Below are 19,318 nucleotides of genomic sequence, written 5' to 3' on the forward strand. Positions count from 1 at the left end.
GTGCTGCTCCTGTAGTTATCGAAAGTTCTATATAGTCAATCTTGCGCGATTACGAAAGGTTCCGCGCAAGATCGGGTGCGAGGGCTTCCGCCTTCAGCATCGTGACCAGTTCGTCGAGGGCGATGACCTGCTGTCCCTGGCTGCCCAGCCGGCGCAGCGCGACGGTGCGCTCCTCCGCCTCGCGCTTGCCGACCACGACCAGCGCCGGGACCTTCGCCAGCGAATGCTCGCGCACCTTGTAGTTGATCTTTTCGTTGCGCAGGTCGGTTTCGACGCGGATTCCTGCGGATTTCAGCGCGGCCATGACCTCGTTGGCATAGTCGTCGGCGTCGGACACGATCGTCGCGACGACCGCCTGCACCGGCGACAGCCACATCGGCATGCGGCCCGCATGATGTTCGATCAGGATGCCGAGGAAGCGTTCGAACGTGCCAAGAATCGCGCGATGCAGCATCACCGGGCGGTGGCGGTTGCCGTCTTCCCCAACATAGGTCGCGTCGAGTCGTTCGGGCAGTACGCGATCCGACTGAATCGTGCCGACCTGCCACGTCCGCCCGATCGCATCGGTCAGGTGGAATTCGAGCTTGGGGGCATAGAACGCCCCTTCGCCCGGCAGTTCCTCGAACTTGTCCTTGATGTCCTGCGACAGGTTCGACGACAGCACCGCCTCGCGCAGCTCGCTTTCGGCCTTGTCCCACATGTCGTCCGACCCAAAGCGCTTGTCGGGGCGCAGCGCCAGCTTCACGGCGTAATCGGTGAAGCCCAGATCGTGATACACCGAATCGAGCAGTTCGCAGAAGTCGCGGACTTCCTCGATCAGCTGATCCTCGCGGCAGAAGATATGCGCGTCGTCCTGCGTGAACTGGCGCACGCGCATGATGCCGTGCAGCGCGCCATGCGGTTCGTTGCGGTGGCAGCAGCCGAATTCGGCCATGCGGATGGGCAGGTCGCGATACGACTTGATCCCCTGGCGAAAGATCAGGACGTGCGCCGGGCAGTTCATCGGCTTCAGCGCCATCATGTCGGCATCGCCGCTGATGATCGCGCCTTCATCCTCGGTATTGGGGATTTCGTCGGGTACGACGAACATGTTCTCGCGATACTTGCCCCAGTGGCCCGACTGTTCCCACTGCCGCGCGTCCATCAGCTGCGGCGTCTTCACTTCCTGATAGTCGGTCGCGTCGAGCCGGCGGCGCATATACGCCTCCAGCTGCCGCCACATCATATAGCCCTTGGGGTGCCAGAAGACCGAGCCCTGCGCTTCGGGCTGGAGGTGGAACAGGTCCATCTCCTGGCCGAGCTTGCGGTGGTCGCGCTTGGCCGCTTCCTCCAGCCGGGTCAGGTGCGCGTCGAGCTGCTTTTTCGACAGCCAGCCGGTGCCGTAGATGCGGCTGAGCATCGCGTTCTTCTGGTCGCCGCGCCAATAGGCACCCGACACGCGGGTCAGCTTGAACGCCTGCGGGTCGAGCTTCGCCGTCGATTCGAGGTGCGGCCCCCGGCACATGTCGAGCCACTGGCCCTGGCGATAGATCGTCAGTTCCTCGCCCTCGGGCAGTTCGGCGGCCCACTCGGCCTTGAACGTCTCACCCTGCGTGGTCCAGCGGTCGATCAGCTGCTGGCGGGTGACGACCTCACGCTCGAACTTCTCGCCCTTCGCGATGATCTTGCGCATCTCCGCCTCGATCAGCGGGAGGTCCTCTTCGGTGAACATGCCACGGCCGGGGGCGGGCGCGAAGTCGTAATAGAAGCCGTCGTCGGTCGCCGGGCCGAAGGTGATCTGCGTACCCGGATACAGCGTCTGCACTGCTTCGGCGAGGACGTGGGCAAAATCGTGGCGGTGGAGTTCCAGCGCGTCGGCCTCGTCCTTGGCCGTCACCAGCGCCAGCGACGAATCGCCCTCGAACGGGCGGTTCAGGTCGCGCACCTGCCCGTCGACCCGCGCGGCAATCGCCGCCTTGCGCAGACCCGGCGAGATCGCGGCGGCGATGTCGGCCGGGGTAGTGCCCGGCATCACCTCACGGACGGCACCGTCGGGAAGGGTGATGCGGAACATTGCGGACATGAAGGAACACCTGGAATGTCGGAGGATAAACGCCCGTCGGTTAGCCGCTGGGCGGGGCGAGGGCAAGGATGGGGCTTACTCCACCGCCGCGCCGGCATCGGTATAGGTGATGCGGATGCGCACCCAGCTGCCGATCAGCGGCTTACCGCCGACGCGCGGTGGCAGGATGCGGAACTGCCACGCCGCCTGCCGCACCGCGCCCGCCAGCCCCGATCCGCGCGCCGACTGGCCGATCTCGCGGCAATCGGTCACCTGGTTGTTCGGGATCGTGCGGCACGCGACCTCGCCCCAGCCGGGCTGGGCGTGGCGGGGGAGGTAGGTCGAGAGTTCGGCATGGGTCGGGCGGCGATGCCAGTCGGCGGCGTAGAGCCGCTCGCCACCGCCGCTGCCGCCGCCGGCATCGCTGTCCGCATCGCCATCGCCGCTGTCGCCTGTCGCGTCGCTGCGTCCGGTGCCCTCGCTGGCGCTGCGGGTGCCGGGCGTGATCGCGGCGCGGGCGAAGTCGCGCCCGGTCATCGGAATGACCTTCGACCAGACATCGTTCGACGGCGTGACCGGTACCGGCGGCGGCGGGGGTATGTCGGGCGGTGGCGCGACGGGGGTGACCGGTGTCGTGGTACTGGCGCTACCGGCGGCGGCCTTGCGCTGGACCTGTTTTGCGGGCGTGGCGGCGGGCGCGACCTGATCGGCGGGAAGCATGTCGACGACCAGCGGCGATTTCTCGCCGGGCGGCGGGGACATGATCGTCGGTGCGATGCGCAGCAACAGCCACAAGATCGCGACATGGATCGCAACCACCAATGCCAGCGTGGCGATGCGACGCGGCAAGGGTACCGGGCGACGCGCGGAGAACCGTTCCTGATACACTGTCGACGCCACGCACCGCCCCTAGCGCAGCGCGCACGCAAGCGCGATGGGAAAGACGATGGCTGGCGATATCAGAAGAGTGGAGCGAACCGCCGCTTTAGCCCAAAAGGGAGGAGCGGCATCGAGAGACTCGAGAGTTCGCGGCATGGCAAAGCCATGCCGTCGGTCACCGCTGGCGGTGCCGGCCGTCCAGTCTCGCTGAAATAGCCTCGCTATTTCAGCGAGACTGCTGGAGCGGGTGAAGGGAATCGAACCCTCGTCGTAAGCTTGGGAAGCTTCTGCTCTACCATTGAGCTACACCCGCTCGGGAATGTCGCCCTTACCCAAAGGAACGGGCGGGTGCAAGCGGGTGGTGCAACTTCCCACCGGCTGCGGCTGTGGGTATCGAGGGTGGCATGACGCACCCTATCGTTTCCGACGCCGTGCCCGGCACGATCCGCCATGTCGCGATCATCGGCGCGGGATTTTCCGGCACGCTGCTGGCGATCAACCTGCTGCGCCATGACGGGCCGACGGCGACGCTGATCGAGCGGGGCGATGCAGCCGGGCTGGGCGTCGCCTATGGCACGCAGCAGAGCGATCACCTGCTGAACGTGCGCGCCGCGAACATGAGCGCGTTTCCCGACCGGCCCGACCATTTCGTGGCATGGCTGGCCGGGCGGGACGAAACGGCCGGGCCGGGCGATTTCGTGCCGCGCGCGCTGTATGGCGTCTATCTGCGCGAGACGCTGGCGGCGGCGCAGTGCGCAGCGCCGGGGCGGCTGACCGTGGTCGATGGCGAGGCGGTCGGTATCGATGGCGCGACCGTCCTGCTGAAGGACGGCGGCCGGGTGGCGGCGGATGCGGTGGTGCTGGCGGTCGGCAATCTCGCGCCGCAGGTGCCGCCGGGGCTGGGCGGGATCGCGGACGATCCGGCCTATGTCGGCAATCCCTGGGCAGCAGGCGCGACCGCTGGTCTGGGCGATGACGATCGGGTGTTGTTGATCGGCACCGGGCTGACGATGGTCGATGTCATGCTGACGCTGGAGGCGCAGGGGTTTGGCGGGCAGATCGTCGCACTGTCGCGGCGCGGGCTGCTGCCGCATCGCCATGCCTCCGCGACCCCGGCCGCACAGCCGCTGACCGAACGTCCGCGCCCGCCGCTGTCCGCGTTGGTGCGGTCGGTGCGGGCACGGGCGGCGGCGATCGGCTGGCGCAGCGCCATCGACGAATTGCGGCCCTTCACGCAAGGGATATGGGCGGCGGCCGATCCGGTCGAGCGTCGCCGCTTCCTGCGCCATTTGCGGCCTTGGTGGGACATTCACCGCCATCGCCTCGCCCCCGCCGTCGCCGACCGGATCGATGCGATGGTGGCGAGCGGGCGGCTGACCCTGCTGGCGGGCAAGAGCTGCGATGCGCGACGCGTCGATGGCGGGGTGGAGGTCGCGTGGCGGCCGCGCGGGGAGGATGCACCGCGCCCGATGCACGCGACGCGCGTGATTTCCTGCATCGGGCCGCAGGGCGATGTGGCCCGCACCGACGATCCGTTGCTGTCGGCGCTGGTCGCGGATGGGCGCATCCGCCCCGACAGCGAGCATCTGGGCATTGATGTCGAAAGCAGCGGACGGGTGCTGCATGCCGATGGCGCGAGCGACGATCGCCTGTTCGCGATCGGGCCGATGACGCGCGGCGCGTTCTGGGAAATCGTCGCGGTGCCTGACCTGCGGCGACAGGTGTGGGACGTCGCCCGTTACCTGTCCAATGCGCACTGGGTGGGTGGCGAGGGGCTGTAACGCCGCATTGGGCCGTTCGTAGAAATGCTTCGTTGTGGAGGCTGGCCCGCCACCCGAAATGTTCGCACATGCAAAAAACCCGTAAAATCCTGCCGTCCTTCGGCATTCAGGTCGCGATCGGCATGGTCGCAGGCGTCGCGCTGGGCCTGATCGCCGCAGCCGTCGGCGGAGCCGATGGCGCGATCGGCACCGTGCTGCACACGGTCGGACAGATTTTCGTGCAGCTGTTGAAGGTGCTGGTCCCGGCTCTGGTGTTCACCGCCATCGTCGGGTCGATCGCGGCGCTGCGCGACCTGCCCAATGCCGCGCGGCTGGTCGGGCAGACCTTGTTGTGGTTCGCGATCACCGCGCTGATCGCGGTGTCGATCGGGATCGTGCTCGCGCTGACGCTGCAGCCCGGCCTGCACAGCGCGGCCCCGCTGGCCAGCGCAGCGCAGCCCGGCACGGTCGGCACCTGGCTCGATTTCCTTAAAGGGCTGGTGCCGGCCAACCTGCTCGGCCTGACCGCATCGACCAAGATCGCCGATGGCGGGGCGACCACGACGCTCGGCTTCAACGTGCTGCAGATCATCGTCGTCGCCATCGCGGTGGGCGCGGCGGCGGTGCGGGGCGGGACGGCGGGGGAGCCGTTCCTCGCCTTCAACACGTCCGCGCTGATGATCCTGCGGCGGCTGCTGCGCTGGGTCATCGCGCTGACGCCGATCGGGTCGGCGGCGCTGATCGGCGATGCGATCGTGCGCTATGGCTGGGGCACGCTGTCGTCGCTGGGCGCGTTTGCAGCGACGGTGTATATCGGGCTGGGGATTGTGCTGTTCATCGTCTATCCGGCGCTGCTGGCACTGCATCGGATTTCGCCCCTATGGTTCTTTCGTCGCGCGTGGCCGGCGATCCAGCTGGGCTTCGTCACCCGGTCGTCGGTCGGCACGTTGCCGGTGACGCAGGAGCGGACCGAGCAGGCGCTGGGCGTGCCCGCCGCCTATGCCGCCTTTGCCGTGCCGCTTGGATCGACGACCAAGATGGACGGGTGTGCCGCCATCTATCCGGCGGTGTCGGCGATCTTCGTCGCGCAATTCTTCGGCCTGCCGCTGGGGGCGGCCGATTATGCGCTGATCGTGATGGTGTCGGTGCTGGGGTCGGCGGCGACCGCCGGGCTGACCGGGGCGACCGTCATGCTGACGCTGACGCTGACCACGCTCGGCCTGCCGCTGGAGGGGGCGGGGTTGCTGCTGGCGATCGACCCCATCCTCGACATGGGGCGCACCGCCGTCAATGTCGCCGGGCAGATGCTGGTGCCGGTGATCGTCGCGAAGCGCGAGGGGCTGCTGGCCGCCCCCGCCGACGCTCCGGCGGAAGTGGCGCTAGGGTAGCAGCAGCGAGGCGTCGCCATAGGAATAGAAGCGATATTCCTCGGCGATGGCATGGGCATAGGCGGCCAGCATCCGCTCACGCCCCATCAGCGCCGATACCAGCATGAACAGTGTCGATCTGGGCAGGTGGAAATTGGTCATCAGCCCATCGATGCCGCGAAAGCGGTAGCCCGGCGTGATGAAGATCGCGGTGTCGCCCTCGAACGGCTGCACCTGTCCGGCATCGTCGGCAGCGCTTTCGATCAGGCGCAGGCTGGTGGTGCCGACCGCGATCACCCGGCCGCCGGCGGCGCGCACCGCGTTCAGCCGGTCGGCGGTGGCGGCGTCGATCCGCCCCCATTCGGCGTGCATCCGGTGGTCGTCGGTGTCGTCGGCCTTGACCGGCAGGAAGGTGCCCGCGCCGACATGCAGCGTCAACGTGGCATGGCCGATCCCCGCCGCCTCCAGCGCCGCCATCAGTTCGGGCGTGAAGTGCAGCGCGGCGGTCGGCGCGGCGACCGCGCCGGCTTCGCGCGCGAACAGCGTCTGGTAATCCTCGGCATCGCGCGCGTCGGCGCCGCCGCGCTTCGATGCGATATAGGGGGGCAGCGGCATGCGCCCGGCACGCTCCAGCAGCAACTCGACCGGTTCGGCGCCGGCAAAGTCCAGCGCGAAGCTGCCGTCCGCACCCTTGTCACCGGCCGTCGCGGTGACGCCCGCGCCGAAATCGATGGTGTCGCCATCGCGCAGCCGTCGCCCGTTGCGCACGAACGCCCGCCAGCGGCGCGGCCCCTCGCGCTTGTGCAGCGTCGCGCCGATCGTCGCATCGCCGCGCTTGCCCTCCAGCTGTGCCGGGATCACCCGCGTGTCGTTGAAGACCAGCAGGTCGCCGGGGCGCAGGCACGACGGCAGGTCGCGGACGCCGCGATCCAGTGTCGCGTCGCCGTCCAGTACCAGCATCCGCGCGGCATCGCGCGGCGCGGCGGGGCGCAGCGCGATGCGGTCGGTCGGCAGTTCGAAGTCGAACAGGTCGACGTGCATCGATCGAACGACTTGGGATTAGCGGGCGCGGGTCGGCTGCGGACGCTTGGCCGCCGGCGCGGGCGCAGGCTTGCGCGGCATCGTCGCCGGCAGCGGGGCGACGGTCTCGGGTAGGGCGACCGGGGCTGCAGCCTGGTACGGCGGCGGATTGTCGCTGGCGATATAGGCGTGGATGATGCGCGACGGGTTCGCCGGCGGCTCGCCACGTTCGATCGCATCGACATATTGCATGCCCTCGATCACGCGGCCGAACACGGTGTATTTCTTGTCGAGCGAGAATTTGGGGGCGAACATGATGTAGAACTGGCTGTTCGCGCTGTTCTCGTCATTGGCGCGTGCCGCCGCCACCGCGCCGCGGACATGGGGGAGGTAGTTGAACTCCTTTTCTACGTTCGGCAGCTTCGAACCGCCGGTGCCGTCGCCGTCGGGATCGCCGCCCTGCGCCATGAAGCCGTCGATCACCCGGTGAAAGGCGAGGCCGTCATAGAATTTCTCGCGGGTCAGCGTCTTGATCCGCGCGACCATCTTGGGCGCGACATCGGGACGCAGCCAGATGGTGACCCGCCCGCCGGTCGACAGGTCGAGGATCCACAGGTTGCGGGTGTCGGTGGTGGCGGGCGGCGGTTCGCGGCCGGGCACGTCGATCACCTGCGCAAGCGCCGGCAGGGCAAAGAACGAGGCGATGACAGCGAGCAAAAGGGCAAGACGACGCATGAACTTCCCGAAACGCGCGAGGAAACCAAAAAGGCATGAGGCGAGCCGCATAGACCATGTGATCGCTTGCGCCAATCTGAACATGACGGCGCCGTTCCGTCCCGAAACGGCAAAAGGGATTGGCAAACGGCCGAACGCCCGGCTATCACCCGTGCGACTGGACGGAAAACCGATCGGTCCGGCGTCGCTTCCACGAAGGCGACCGGAGAGGGGCAGGGCGTGAAACGCGCCCGACGACAAGGGCTGTTGAATGGCGACTGACGAAGATCAGCACGTACCCGCAGGCGGCGCGACTGCGCTCGACGGTGGGCCGGAAAATCCCCGCAGGCGCGACTATCTGTCGATCGGCGCGGTGGCATTTGCCGGGGTCGGCGCAGGCGTGATCGCGCTGCCGCTCATCAACCAGATGTCACCCGCCGCCGATACGCTGGCGCTGTCCACGACCGAGATCGACCTGTCGTCGATCGAGCCGGGACAGGCGATCAAGGCGACGTTTCGCAAGCAGCCGCTGTTCGTGCGCAACCTGACGCCCAAGGAAATCGCCGAGGCGAATGCCGTGCCGGTCAGCACGCTGCGCGATCCGCAGACGCTGGCGGAACGCACCAAGACGGGCAAGGCGAACTGGCTCATCACGCTGGGCGTCTGCACGCATCTGGGCTGCGTGCCGCTGGGCGCGGGCGAGGGTGAGAACAAGGGGCCGTTCGGCGGATATTTCTGCCCGTGCCATGGCTCTGCCTATGACACCGCCGGACGCATCCGGTCGGGCCCAGCGCCGCAGAACCTGCACGTTCCCGAATATACCTTCACGTCCGACACCGTCGTGACGGTTGGCTGAGGAGAGAGACGATGAGCTTCCCCTGGGCCAAGCATTACGAACCGAAACAGCCGCTGATGCGGTGGCTGGACGAGAAGCTGCCGCTTCCCCGGTTGGTTTATAACGCGGTCGGCGCCGGCTATCCGGTGCCGCGCAACCTCAACTATTTCTGGAATTTCGGCGTGCTGGCAGGCGCGGCGCTGGCGGTGCAGATCATCACCGGCATCGTGCTGGCGATGCATTATGCGGCCAATGGCGCGGTCGCGTTCGATTCGGTCGAACGCATCATGCGCGACGTGCCGTCGGGCTGGTTCCTGCGCTATGCCCACGCCAATGGCGCGTCGATGTTCTTCATCGTCGTCTACACCCATATCTCTCGCGGTATCTATTACGGGTCGTACAAGGCCCCGCGCGAGATGGTGTGGCTGCTGGGCGTCGTCATCTTCCTGCTGATGATGGCGACCGCGTTCATGGGCTATGTGCTCCCGTGGGGGCAGATGAGCTTCTGGGGCGCGCAGGTCATCACCGGCTTCTTCTCGGCGATACCGGGGGTGGGTGAGACGATCCGCGTGTGGCTGCTGGGCGGTTATGCGCCGGACAATGCCGCGCTGAACCGCTTCTTCTCGCTCCACTATCTGATGCCGTTCGTGATCGCGGGCGTCATCATCCTGCACATCTGGGCGCTGCACATTCCGGGGTCGAACAACCCGACCGGCGTGGAGGTGAAGGGGCCGCAGGATACCGTGCCGTTCCACCCCTACTACACCGCGAAGGACGGGTTCGGGCTGGGCGTATTCCTGATCGTGTTCGCGTCGCTGATCTTCTTTGCGCCGAACCTGCTGGGCCATCCGGACAATTACATCCCGGCCAACCCGCTCTCCACGCCCGCGCATATCGTGCCCGAATGGTATTTCCTGCCGTTCTACGCGATCCTGAAGGCGTTCACCGTCGACTTCATTTTCCCGGCGAAGCTGTGGGGCGTGCTGGCCATGTTCGGCTCGATCCTGCTGCTGTTCTTCCTGCCGTGGCTGGACAAGTCGCCGGTCAAGTCGGCCAATTACCGCCCGACCTATCGCATCTTCCTGATCGTGCTGCTGATCGACGTGCTGGTGCTTGGCTATCTCGGCGGGGCGGAGGCGACGCCGGTGACGGTGCTGCTCAGCCAGATCGCGGCGGGATATTATTTCGCGCACTTCCTGGTCGTGCTGCCGATCGTATCGGCGATGGAGCGTCCGCGTCCCCTGCCCAATTCGATCACCGAAGCGGTGCTGAAGGGCGAGGGCGGCACCTCGCCCGCGCAGAGCGCCGCCCATGGTCACGCCACCCCGGCCGCGGCCGAGTAAGGGAACAACGATGCTCTCCTTCGCTTCCCGCTTTCTCGCCCGCAACCTGAACCTCGTCGTCGGGGCAGGCTTCCTGTTCGCGCTACTGCTCGGTATCTTTTCGACCGTCAGCGGCATGATCAACGACACGCCGGTCCATTCGGCCGAGCATGAATTCCATATCAAGGAGCGCCGCGACGCCGGGCTGCAATCGGCGGGCCTGTTCGGCACGTTCGACAAGCAGCAGCTGCAGCGTGGGTTCCAGGTCTACAAGGAAGTCTGCTCGGCCTGCCACTCGATCCGGCTGGTGTCGTTCCGCGACCTGGAGGCGCTGGGCTATGACGAGGGTCAGGTAAAGACCATCGCCACCGACTGGCAGATCGAACAGCCGAGCGTGAACCCGGAGACGGGCGAACCGGCGACGCGCAAGAACCTGCCGTCCGACCGCTTCCCGCTGGTGTTCGCCAACGACGTCGCCGCGCGTGCCGCCAACAACAATGCGGTGCCGCCCGACCTGTCGCTGATGACCAAGGCGCGCGACGATGGCCCGAACTATGTCTATTCGCTACTGACCGGATATCGCGCGCAGCCGGCGGAACTGCTGAAGGAATTCCCCGACGCGAAGACGCCGAACGGGCTGCACTACAATCCGTATTTCGCCACGCTGAACCTTGCCATGGCGCCGCCGCTGACTGCCGACGATCAGGTCCAGTATCAGGACGGCACCCGCGCGACGAAGGACCAAATGGCGAAGGACGTCGCGGCGTTCCTGACTTGGACCGCCGAGCCGAAGCTGGAAACGCGCCATGCGGCGGGTGCGGCGGCGGTAATCTTCCTGCTGATCTTCACCGCGCTGGCGTTCGGTGCCTATCGCAACATCTGGCGGGGCATGAAGCATTGAGCGGCGCGGATGGCGTCGGGCGCGAAGCGATCGCCCGACGCATCCGTACCATTCCGGACTTCCCCAAGCCCGGCATCCAGTTTCGTGACATCACGACGCTGATCCTCGACCCTGAAGGGCTGCGGCTGGCGGTCGACGGGATGGTCGAGAGCGTCACCGGTCAGATCGATCTGGTGGCGGGGATCGAGGCGCGGGGCTTCGTCTTTGCCCCCGCCGTCGCGTTGGCATTGGGCGCCGGTGTCGTGCTGATCCGCAAGGACGGCAAGCTGCCCGGCGCGACCATCGCCGAGGATTATGCGCTGGAATATGGCACCGACCGGATCGCGATCCATGCCGATGCCTGCACGCCCGGCGCGCGGGTCCTGCTGGTCGACGACCTGATCGCAACCGGCGGCACCGCGCGCGCAGCGGTACGGTTGTTGCGCAAGGCCGGGGCGACGGTCGAACAGGCGGCTTTTGCGATCGACCTGCCCGATCTTGGCGGTGCGGAGGCGTTGCGGGCGGATGGGATCGCGGTGTCGGCGCTGGTGGCGTTTCCGGGGCATTGAACGGCACCGGTCGTGGCAGCCACTGCCATCGGAATCCCCCGGGCCATTTTCCTCCGTCGGGGAGATGCCAAGGCGGCACTGGCCTGACGCGAGACGTCCGATATCGGTCTGCACAGCCGCGCTGATCGCATGATCGCCCTGACCTTGTACGCCTTGGCGGCCTTTTCCATTCCCGATGAGCCGCTGGCCGGGCAGTTACGCGCGGCCATCTGGGACGATCTGCAACGCAATGCGATGATCGGCAATGGCAACCGGCTGGCCGCGTCGTGGTACGATGCGGGGCATTACGAAAGCCCTGCGCCCCGCCTCCACATTCAGGCGCTCGACTGCACCACGACCCGTGCGGGGCAGCGCTGTTCCTTCAACCTGTGGCGTGAGGGTGGACCGCGATGGGTGTTGGGGGAGGTTGCAACCGACCGACTATCTTGCCGTGCGCAGTTCGTTCAGCAGTCCGGGGAGTGGAGCGTCCTGCACCGGCCGCCGCCGGGCGCAGGCCATAGTCGGACGGATATGCGTTGTCGGGTTATCCCGGGGACTCGTCCTTAGGGACACACGCCAACAATATCGGCGGTTGCCGGAAGACCAGATGGCGCAGGTGGTACATCCCCAATTCAGCCGGCACGGCCGATGGTGCCTGTCGGACAGGAACCGGCGACCCGTGCCGGCTGTTGTTTTCGATCATAACCGGCGTCGTGCCCATGCCCGTCGCCTGTGGGAGCAAACCCATGTTGCATCGGATGCGCGCGATCATCTTGACGCTGGCGGCGGGGGCGGGTGTCTCCGCCTGCGCCTATGGCGATTATGGCTATAGCGGGGTCAGTGTCGGCTATGCCTCGCCCGGCTATTATGGCGGCAGCTATGGCGGCTATTATGACGATTATGCCGGCGGGTTCGGCGACCCTTATTGGGGGTGGTTCGGCGACTATTATTATCCGGGTTCCGGCTATTACGTCTATGACCGCTATCGCCGTCCGTTCCGCTGGAACGACCGCCAGCGTTATTACTGGGAGCAGCGGCGCGGCCAGTGGCGCGGCGGGCGGGGCGATGGACGGCCGCGCTGGGACGGCTGGGACCGGCCGGGTTGGAACGACCGGCGCCCCGGCTTCGACGGACGACCCGGTTTCGAGAATGTCCCGCGGGGCAGCACCCAGTCGCCGTTGCCGGGTCGTCCGGATGGGTGGCGCGGGAACCGGCGGCCGGGCTTCGACGACCGGCGCGGGTTCGAAAATGTGCCGCGCGGCGACTGGCGCGGACGCCCCGATGGCGCTCCGGACCGTCGTCCGGGCTTCGACGGGCGCCCCGGTTTCCGCAACGTGCCGCGTGGCGACAACCCATCGGTCAGGGCACCGCGGCCGGACGCGCCGTCCGCCGGAGCCGTACGCGGGTTCGACCGGCCCGAAGGCATTCGTCCCGGCGGCGGCCGATTCCGCGGACCCGAAGGGCGGGGACCGGATCGCCGCAGGCCCCGCGCGGAGTAACGCGTCCGTTCAGGCGGGCGGGGTGGCGGCGCGCGTAGCGATCAGGGCTTGCGAAATGAAGGTCATCACGACCTGATCGTCCTGATTGTACACCGTCACCCGGCTGGCGACGCTGCCCATTTCGGGGCGGCTGGACGAGGGGCGTGTCGACAGGACTTCGGTTTCGCAGCGTAGCGTGTCGCCCGGAAAGACCGGGCGTCGCCAATGGAGTTCGTCGATCCCCGCCGCGCCCAGGCTGGCGACGGGATCGACCTTCCACTGTTCGACCAGCATCGCCATCGTCATCGCGCAGCTGTGCCAGCCGCTGGCCGCCAGCCGCCCGAAATGGGTCTGGGCGGCGGCTTCGTCGGACAGGTGGAACGGCTGCGGATCATATTGCCGCGCGAAGTCGAGCACGGCGTCCCGCGTCACGGGATAGGAACCGAAGCGGGCGGTATCGCCGACGGCGATGTCTTCGAAATAGCGCATGCGGCCAGTTTCAACCCGAAACTGGCCGGCGGCAAGTGGCAACGTGTCGCGAATGGATCAGACGTTGAAGCGGAACAGCATCACGTCGCCGTCCTGCACGACATATTCCTTGCCTTCCGCGCGCAGCTTGCCCGCGTCGCGCGCGCCGCTTTCGCCCTTGCAGGCGACGTAATCGGCAAAGGCGATGGTTTCGGCCCGGATGAAGCCGCGTTCGAAATCGCTGTGGATTTCGCCAGCCGCCTGCGGTGCCTTCGCCCCGACCGACACGGTCCAGGCGCGCGCCTCCTTCGGCCCGACGGTGAAGAAGGTGAGCAGCCGGAGCAGCGAATAGCCGGCGCGGATCACGCGGGCGAGGCCGGTTTCCTTCAGGCCCAGGTCGGACAGGAATTCGGCCCGGTCGGCCGGGTCCATCGTGGCGATTTCCGCCTCGATCGCGGCCGATACGACGACCGCCTGCGCGCCCTCTGCCTTCGCCTTGGCAAAAACCTTGGCCGACAGCTCGTTGCCTTCCGCCGCATCCTCTTCGTTGACGTTGCAGACATAGAGGACCGGCTTGGCGGTCAGCAGCTGGGCCTGCGCGAAATGGCGCTCCTCTTCCTCGTCCTTGATCTCGGTCAGGCGGGCAGGCTTGCCTTCGCGCAGCAGGTCGAGCGCGCGGCTGAGCACGACGGCGGCGATCTTGGCCTCCTTGTCGCCCTGCTGACCCTTCTTCGCCAAGTTGGGCACCCGCTTTTCGAGCGATTCGAGGTCGGACAGCATCAGCTCGGTCTCGACCGTATCGGCATCGGCGATCGGATCGACGCGGTCGTCGACATGCTGGATGTCGTCATTCTCGAAACAGCGCAGGACATGGACGATCGCGTCCACCTCGCGGATATTGCCGAGGAACTGGTTGCCGAGGCCCTCGCCCTTCGACGCGCCGCGCACCAGGCCGGCGATGTCGACGAAGGCCAGCTGCGTCTCGATCTTCTTGGCCGAACTGGCGATCTCGGCCAGCGAATCCAGCCGGGGGTCGGGCACGGCGACGTTACCGACGTTCGGCTCGATCGTGCAGAAGGGATAATTGGCCGCCTGTGCCGCCTGAGTCTGCGTCAGCGCGTTGAACAGGGTGGACTTGCCGACATTCGGCAGCCCGACGATACCGCAGCGAAAACCCACTTGGCGCAATCCCGGTGATGATGGAAAGCCTGCCCCTTAGCGCCTGGCGCGCCGGTTTGCTACCAGCGATAGTTGAAGCTGACGCTGATCCGTTCGCCCTTGCCGGCATGGGGCATGACTTCGTGCCGCAGCCAGCTTTCCCACAGCAGCAGTGTGCCCGGCTGTGGCGCGACCGTTTCAAAGGTGCCGAGGCGGGTGGGGGCGGCCATCAACATGGGGAGGCGCGGGTCCTCGAACCGGATGCCGCCGGCCCCCTCCGGCACCGCGACATAGACGGTGCCCGACACCACGCTGTGCGGATGCAGGTGCCCCGAATGCCCGCCGCCGGGCTTCAGCAGGTTCACCCACAGGCTGTCGAGCTTCAGCTTGCGTCCCGCCAGGTCCATGCCGCACGCGGCGGCAAACTTCGCAACATGGCGGTCGAGCACGCGCTTCAGGTCGGCGAAGACCGGATCGCGTAAGGGAAGGTCGTTCAGGGACGCATAGGAGGTATAGCCGCGATAGCCATGCTCCTTCGACCAGCGGCGTCCGGCCATGTCCTCCTCCGCCAGCGCGCGCACCGACGCGTCGAGGTCATCGACCAGCGCGGCATCGGCGAGGTCGGCTTCGTAGAGATGGGTCGGGAAGAGGGTGCGGACGGTCATGCGTGCGGCTTGGCCGATCCGGCGCGCTTTGGGAAGGGGTGGCGATCAGTAGCCATTCCCGCCATGCTGCCCCGATGAAATGGTCCGAGCGCCTGATGGAGAAAGTCCGCAACAGACCGCCGCCTGATGCCGGGCCGACGTTACGATCCGATGCGGATTTGCATCGATTCCGGTTCGAAATGCGGCTGCTACTGCCGGTTTTGCCATGCCTGCTCGGCTTGTGGTTTGAATGTGACGGCCGATGGGTGGCGCTGCCGCTGTTCCTGATGCCGCTTGCCACACTCGTCCTGCTGCATCGATTCAGCCTGCGGTGGTATCGGCGCAAAGGCCGCCGGGACGCCGGATTTCTCGACTGGCCTTAGCGGCGGTGCTTGGCGAGGAATGCCCAGAGCGCATCATTGTCGACAACCCAGCTGTGCCCGCCGCCGACCGTGATCCGCCCGGCCACGTCGGCACCATCGCGGCAGCCGGTATAGCGTTCCTCATAGACGTTCGGTGCGACCCAGCGGGTGGTGGGCGCGGCGGTGCAGCCGTTGAGCGCGGCCCAGCGGATTTCCGCGGCGTGCATGGTGTAGGACCAGTATTTCGCGCCGCCGCCCTGGATCGGGTTGGTGGTGTCGGCGTCGCCGGCAAAGGCGATCACCGGCAGCGGCCGCGACGGGCGGCAGGTTGCCGGGTCGGGTCGGGCGGGGTCGCTGGCCAGCGGGTTGCCCGCGCGCAGGCCGACGACGGGCGCGATCGCGGCGAAGCGGTCGGCGGCGACGCAGCCGAGCCACGAGGTCATCCGGCCGCCGCCCGACAGGCCGGTGGCATAGACCCGCGCCGGATCGATACAGCCCTGTACGGCAAGCTGGTCGATCAGGGTGCCGATAAAGGCCACGTCGTTCGGCGCGTCGGGGCCAGGGATCGTGCCGGCGACGGTGGGCACGCCGGGGATGTTCCACACAAAGCCCTTGTCATGGGCGATGCCGGCATCGGGCGCGGCGACGATGAAGCCGTGCCGATCCGCCGCCTCGGCCAGCTTCGAGTCGCGCAGCATCGCCGCGCCGGTGCCACCGCTGCCGTGGAGCAGGATCACCAGCGGCGCAGGACGCGTCGGGTCGAAGCCCGGTGGGAGGTGCAGCAACACCGAACGCCGCCCGTCGTCGATCGCAATCGTCTGTGCCGTGCCCGATGGACTGGCGGTGCAGCGGGCGGCGGCATGCGCCGTCGCGCCCAGCATCGGGAGGATCAGGCAGGCGAGCGATGCGAGGAACCGGGACATGGCCGGGGGTGTACCGGTGGGTCGGGGCGGCAGGCAAGGGCGGTAGTAGCTCGTCCCCGCCCACCGGTCAGGCGGCGAGGCGCAGCGTGTTGCGGCCCGCATGCTTGGCGACGTACAGCGCCTGATCGGCGCGGCGCAGCAGCGATTCGCGCGTTTCGCCGGGCAGGCGTTCGGCGACGCCGATGCTGACCGTCACTTGCGGATGCTGGCCTGTCGCCTCGATCGCGCCGCGAACCCGTTCGGCGACCCGCAACGCGGTATCGGCGGCGGCATCGGGCAGCACGAGCACGAATTCCTCGCCGCCGAAGCGCCCGATCACGTCGGTCTTGCGCAGTTCGGCGGCGGCGGCATGCGCCACCCGCTGCAGCACCTGATCGCCGACCGCGTGGCCGTGCCGGTCGTTGACCTGTTTGAAATGATCGATGTCGAAGATTGCGATCGATACCGGGGCATCGTGGGCGTCCGCCGTCGACACCGCTTGTTCCAGCGCGGCCATCGTCCGGCGGCGATTGGCGATGCCGGTCAGCTGGTCGGTTTCGGCCATGATCGTGGCAAGGCGGGCGGCTTCCTCCGCGTGCTTTCGCGCGTTGTCGAGCAGCGTTTCGTGGGCAACCTGCACCGTCACGTCCTGGATGATCCCGAACAGGCAGAGCGATCCGTCATCGTTCACCCGGTCGATTTCCCCGCGGGAAAAGACGTGGCGGACCTCGCCATCGGGCCGGATGATCCGTGCGCGGAATTCGAAGCTGGAGCGATCCGCGATCGCCTGTCCGATATGCCCGGTCACCATCGCCCGGTCGTCGGGATGATAGGCTTCCAGCGCGGAGGCAAAGGTCGGCGGCACCGCGGCGGGAACGCCGTGGATGCGGAACACCTCCTGCGACCATGTGACACGCTCCCGGCCGGTGTCGAGCCGCCAGTGGCCGACCTCCGCCGCGCTTTCGGCCAGTTCGAGCAGGCGCATCTTTTCGGCGAGCCGCGCCAGCAACCGGTCGCGCGCAGCCAGCAGCGTGGCGATCGGCAGCGACGCGGCAAAGGTCGTCAGCAGATAGCATTGCAGCAACAGGCTGCGTTCCAGCGGCCCGATATCGTCCTGCGCGATCGGCCCGGTGCCGGTCGCCATGGCGATGGTCGAGATGATGGCGACGATCAGCACCCCGCCGGCCGCACCGACCGGGCCGATCCAGAACACCGCCAGCAGCACCGCCAGCATCGGTGCGAACAGCGGCGGATAGGATGACTGGGTAAAGGTCGCCGCCGACACGGCCGCGATCGCTGCGAACACCATCAGCGTCTTCGGCAGCGACCGGGGCACCGCCCAGGCGCGGGGGCGGTGCAGCGCCTGGCCAAAGATCAGGATGACCGGCGCGACGATGTAGATGCCCAGCAGGTCGGTCGAGCACCACGACAGCCAGAACATGGCCAGCCGGTCCAGCGGGGCGCTGAGCGTCGTCGTGGCGACCGTCGCGCTGAACATCGTGCCGGCGATCGTGGCCCCGCCGAAACGCAGCAGGTCACGCTGGTCGAGGAACGAAGCGCCGGGCCGGTCGCGGCGTCGCAACAGCCATGTCGCCAGCGTCGATTCCCCGATATTGCCGATGGCGAAGACCAGCGCGGTGAGCGGCGAGGCCCCGACGACCAGATTGGCGGCGACCGCGCCGATCGCGGCGGCGGCGACATGCCACGCAATCCGGTGGCGCGGCGCCAGCAGCAGGACCGCGAGCAGAATCCCGCTGGGCGGCCACAAGGTCGCGATGCCATCCTGGCCGAGCGTCAGCGTGAGCGACGTTACGGCCGCAAGGAAATAGATGGACCCCGTGATCGTGGAACAGGCCGCGGAACGCACCCACTGCGCCGGGAATTTTGCGGATCGAACCATCGCAACACCTTGATCCGCAATCATTAAGGCTTCTTTACCTTTGATTGTCCGCCGGGCTCCATTCGTCCCGTCGGCGCGATGGTTTCTGCGCGCTGTTCGAGGATTTTTACCTTAGCGGCAGGAACAGGTCGGTGATCGCGTCGCGTTCCGCCACCTCCGGAAAGAACCGAACCCGCTGACAGAAGAGTGGGAAGTCGCGCGGCTCTTCCCCGCTGTCGGGCAGCCAGTCGCGATAGAGGTGGAGCGCCGGCGCTTCGAGATCGTCGGCGCGCCCGATCACCCGCACCACCGCGCAGCGACCGCCGGGAATGACGCCGATCGTCATGCCGTCCGCGAGCGGAACGTCGCGATCGGTGGCGACGCACAGGTCGATGCGAGCCGGGCTGGCGGCGATGGCGTGCGGATCGCTGTGAAACAGGTTGAAGGTCGCCGCGTCCGTCGGGGACAGCCGGTTGGCGCGCCGCCACGCGATGAAGCGGCGGATGGTGTCGCCGATGCTGTCCATGTCGCCGACATGGGGCAGGATCGCGACGCGGGTGTCGGGCACGTGGCGGATGGTGACGTCGTAGGTCGGCATCGATCGGTTCCTCGCATGATCCAGCGGCAGGAGCGCCGCACGCCACGGTGCCCAGTCGGGCGCGGAACGGAAGGATGACGGCGATTGCCCGAACTGCCGGCGAAAGGCGCGGGCAAAGGCGTCGGGTGCGTCATACCCGGCATCCAGTGCGACATCGGTCACGCGCTGCCCGTGAAAGGCAAGGCGGTGCGATGCGCGCTGCAACCGGGCAAGCTGGACATAGCGTTGGACGGTCAGACCGAAGGTCGCGACGAACTGGCGATGGAAATGATATTTGGAAAAGGCCGCGACCGCGCTGATGCTGGCGAGGTCGAGTTCGTCGCCCAGATGCCGGTCGATATGGTCAAGCGCGCGCTGCATCCGGTCGTGATAGGGTGTGCGGCTCGCCGTCATGTCCGTTCCTTGTGTGGCACGGGTGGTATGCGCACGGGAAGGGGCGGGGCGCTCGACCGATCTTGCGGAA

The 19,318-nt window shown here is 67.3% G+C and carries 19 protein-coding genes and 1 tRNA gene; 9 read left to right on the forward strand and 11 right to left on the reverse strand.

Going from position 1 to position 19,318, the window contains the following annotated elements:
- Positions 1-49: 49 nt before the first annotated feature.
- From thrS to ASE58_RS05665, 3 genes are all read right to left on the reverse strand, one after another.
- Positions 50-2,062 (reverse strand): threonine--tRNA ligase, encoded by a 2,013-nt coding sequence (thrS, locus tag ASE58_RS05655; RefSeq protein WP_055818628.1) that lies wholly within the window; start codon positions 2,060-2,062, stop codon positions 50-52.
- Positions 2,063-2,137: 75 nt separating this feature from the next.
- Positions 2,138-2,941: a hypothetical protein gene (locus tag ASE58_RS05660; RefSeq protein WP_082467683.1), complete on the reverse strand. Its 804-nt coding sequence runs from the start codon at positions 2,939-2,941 to the stop codon at positions 2,138-2,140.
- Between the two features lie 218 nt (positions 2,942-3,159).
- Positions 3,160-3,233, reverse strand: a tRNA-Gly gene (locus ASE58_RS05665).
- 91 nt (positions 3,234-3,324) lie between these two features.
- On the opposite strand from ASE58_RS05665, the gene ASE58_RS05670 reads away from it, so the two are divergent.
- A complete protein-coding gene (locus tag ASE58_RS05670) occupies positions 3,325-4,701 on the forward strand; it encodes an FAD/NAD(P)-binding protein (RefSeq protein WP_055818632.1) in 1,377 nt (458 codons plus the stop codon).
- 68 nt (positions 4,702-4,769) lie between these two features.
- Positions 4,770-6,068, forward strand: a complete 1,299-nt coding sequence (locus ASE58_RS05675; RefSeq protein ID WP_055818634.1) for a dicarboxylate/amino acid:cation symporter — start codon at positions 4,770-4,772, stop codon at positions 6,066-6,068.
- Here ASE58_RS05675 and queA read toward each other — a convergent pair.
- Positions 6,060-7,088, reverse strand: coding sequence for a tRNA preQ1(34) S-adenosylmethionine ribosyltransferase-isomerase QueA (queA, locus tag ASE58_RS05680; protein WP_055818637.1), 1,029 nt, complete (start codon positions 7,086-7,088; stop codon positions 6,060-6,062). The genes ASE58_RS05675 and queA overlap by 9 nt on opposite strands.
- An 18-nt stretch (positions 7,089-7,106) precedes the next feature.
- Positions 7,107-7,802, reverse strand: coding sequence for a peptidylprolyl isomerase (locus tag ASE58_RS05685; protein ID WP_055819540.1), 696 nt, complete (start codon positions 7,800-7,802; stop codon positions 7,107-7,109).
- Positions 7,803-8,052: 250 nt separating this feature from the next.
- Here ASE58_RS05685 and petA point away from each other — a divergent pair, with 250 nt between their 5' ends.
- From petA to ASE58_RS05715, 6 genes are all read left to right on the forward strand, one after another.
- A complete protein-coding gene (petA, locus tag ASE58_RS05690; protein WP_055758903.1) occupies positions 8,053-8,637 on the forward strand; it encodes a ubiquinol-cytochrome c reductase iron-sulfur subunit in 585 nt (194 codons plus the stop codon).
- Positions 8,638-8,648: 11 nt separating this feature from the next.
- On the forward strand, positions 8,649-9,959 hold the full coding sequence (locus ASE58_RS05695; protein WP_055758906.1) for a cytochrome b: 1,311 nt from the start codon (positions 8,649-8,651) through the stop codon (positions 9,957-9,959).
- A gap of 10 nt (positions 9,960-9,969) precedes the next feature.
- A complete protein-coding gene (locus ASE58_RS05700) occupies positions 9,970-10,839 on the forward strand; it encodes a cytochrome c1 (RefSeq protein WP_055818638.1) in 870 nt (289 codons plus the stop codon).
- Positions 10,836-11,387, forward strand: a complete 552-nt coding sequence (locus ASE58_RS05705) for an adenine phosphoribosyltransferase (RefSeq protein WP_235513503.1) — start codon at positions 10,836-10,838, stop codon at positions 11,385-11,387. The genes ASE58_RS05700 and ASE58_RS05705 overlap by 4 nt, the downstream gene beginning before the upstream one ends.
- Before the next feature lie 129 nt (positions 11,388-11,516).
- Complete coding sequence (locus tag ASE58_RS05710) at positions 11,517-11,933, forward strand: hypothetical protein (RefSeq protein WP_055818641.1); 417 nt, start codon at positions 11,517-11,519, stop codon at positions 11,931-11,933.
- Between the two features lie 179 nt (positions 11,934-12,112).
- Positions 12,113-12,865, forward strand: a complete 753-nt coding sequence (locus ASE58_RS05715; protein ID WP_055818643.1) for a hypothetical protein — start codon at positions 12,113-12,115, stop codon at positions 12,863-12,865.
- A gap of 9 nt (positions 12,866-12,874) precedes the next feature.
- On the opposite strand, the gene ASE58_RS05720 is transcribed toward ASE58_RS05715, so the two are convergent.
- Genes ASE58_RS05720 through ASE58_RS05730 form a run of 3 tightly spaced genes read right to left on the reverse strand, consistent with a single transcriptional unit; the run spans position 12,875 to position 15,135 of the window.
- Positions 12,875-13,333: a MaoC family dehydratase gene (locus tag ASE58_RS05720; RefSeq protein WP_055818645.1), complete on the reverse strand. Its 459-nt coding sequence runs from the start codon at positions 13,331-13,333 to the stop codon at positions 12,875-12,877.
- Positions 13,334-13,390: 57 nt separating this feature from the next.
- Positions 13,391-14,491 carry a redox-regulated ATPase YchF gene (ychF, locus tag ASE58_RS05725; RefSeq protein ID WP_055818648.1) on the reverse strand — a complete coding sequence of 367 codons (1,101 nt, stop codon included), beginning with the start codon at positions 14,489-14,491 and terminating at the stop codon, positions 13,391-13,393.
- Between the two features lie 59 nt (positions 14,492-14,550).
- Positions 14,551-15,135: a TIGR02466 family protein gene (locus ASE58_RS05730; RefSeq protein ID WP_055818650.1), complete on the reverse strand. Its 585-nt coding sequence runs from the start codon at positions 15,133-15,135 to the stop codon at positions 14,551-14,553.
- Positions 15,136-15,209: 74 nt separating this feature from the next.
- On the opposite strand from ASE58_RS05730, the gene ASE58_RS05735 reads away from it, so the two are divergent.
- Positions 15,210-15,497: a hypothetical protein gene (locus tag ASE58_RS05735; protein WP_055818652.1), complete on the forward strand. Its 288-nt coding sequence runs from the start codon at positions 15,210-15,212 to the stop codon at positions 15,495-15,497.
- On the opposite strand, the gene ASE58_RS05740 is transcribed toward ASE58_RS05735, so the two are convergent.
- From ASE58_RS05740 to ASE58_RS05750, 3 genes are all read right to left on the reverse strand, one after another.
- Positions 15,494-16,399, reverse strand: coding sequence for an alpha/beta hydrolase family esterase (locus tag ASE58_RS05740; protein ID WP_055818654.1), 906 nt, complete (start codon positions 16,397-16,399; stop codon positions 15,494-15,496). The two genes, ASE58_RS05735 and ASE58_RS05740, sit on opposite strands and share 4 nt — an antisense overlap.
- Positions 16,400-16,466: 67 nt before the next feature.
- A complete protein-coding gene (locus ASE58_RS05745; protein ID WP_055818656.1) occupies positions 16,467-18,278 on the reverse strand; it encodes a sensor domain-containing diguanylate cyclase in 1,812 nt (603 codons plus the stop codon).
- A gap of 106 nt (positions 18,279-18,384) precedes the next feature.
- Positions 18,385-19,248, reverse strand: coding sequence for an AraC family transcriptional regulator (locus tag ASE58_RS05750; RefSeq protein ID WP_055758937.1), 864 nt, complete (start codon positions 19,246-19,248; stop codon positions 18,385-18,387).
- Positions 19,249-19,318: the final 70 nt, after the last annotated feature.

The organism is Sphingomonas sp. Leaf9, assembly GCF_001421355.1.
Taxonomy (GTDB): Bacteria; Pseudomonadota; Alphaproteobacteria; order Sphingomonadales; family Sphingomonadaceae; genus Sphingomonas.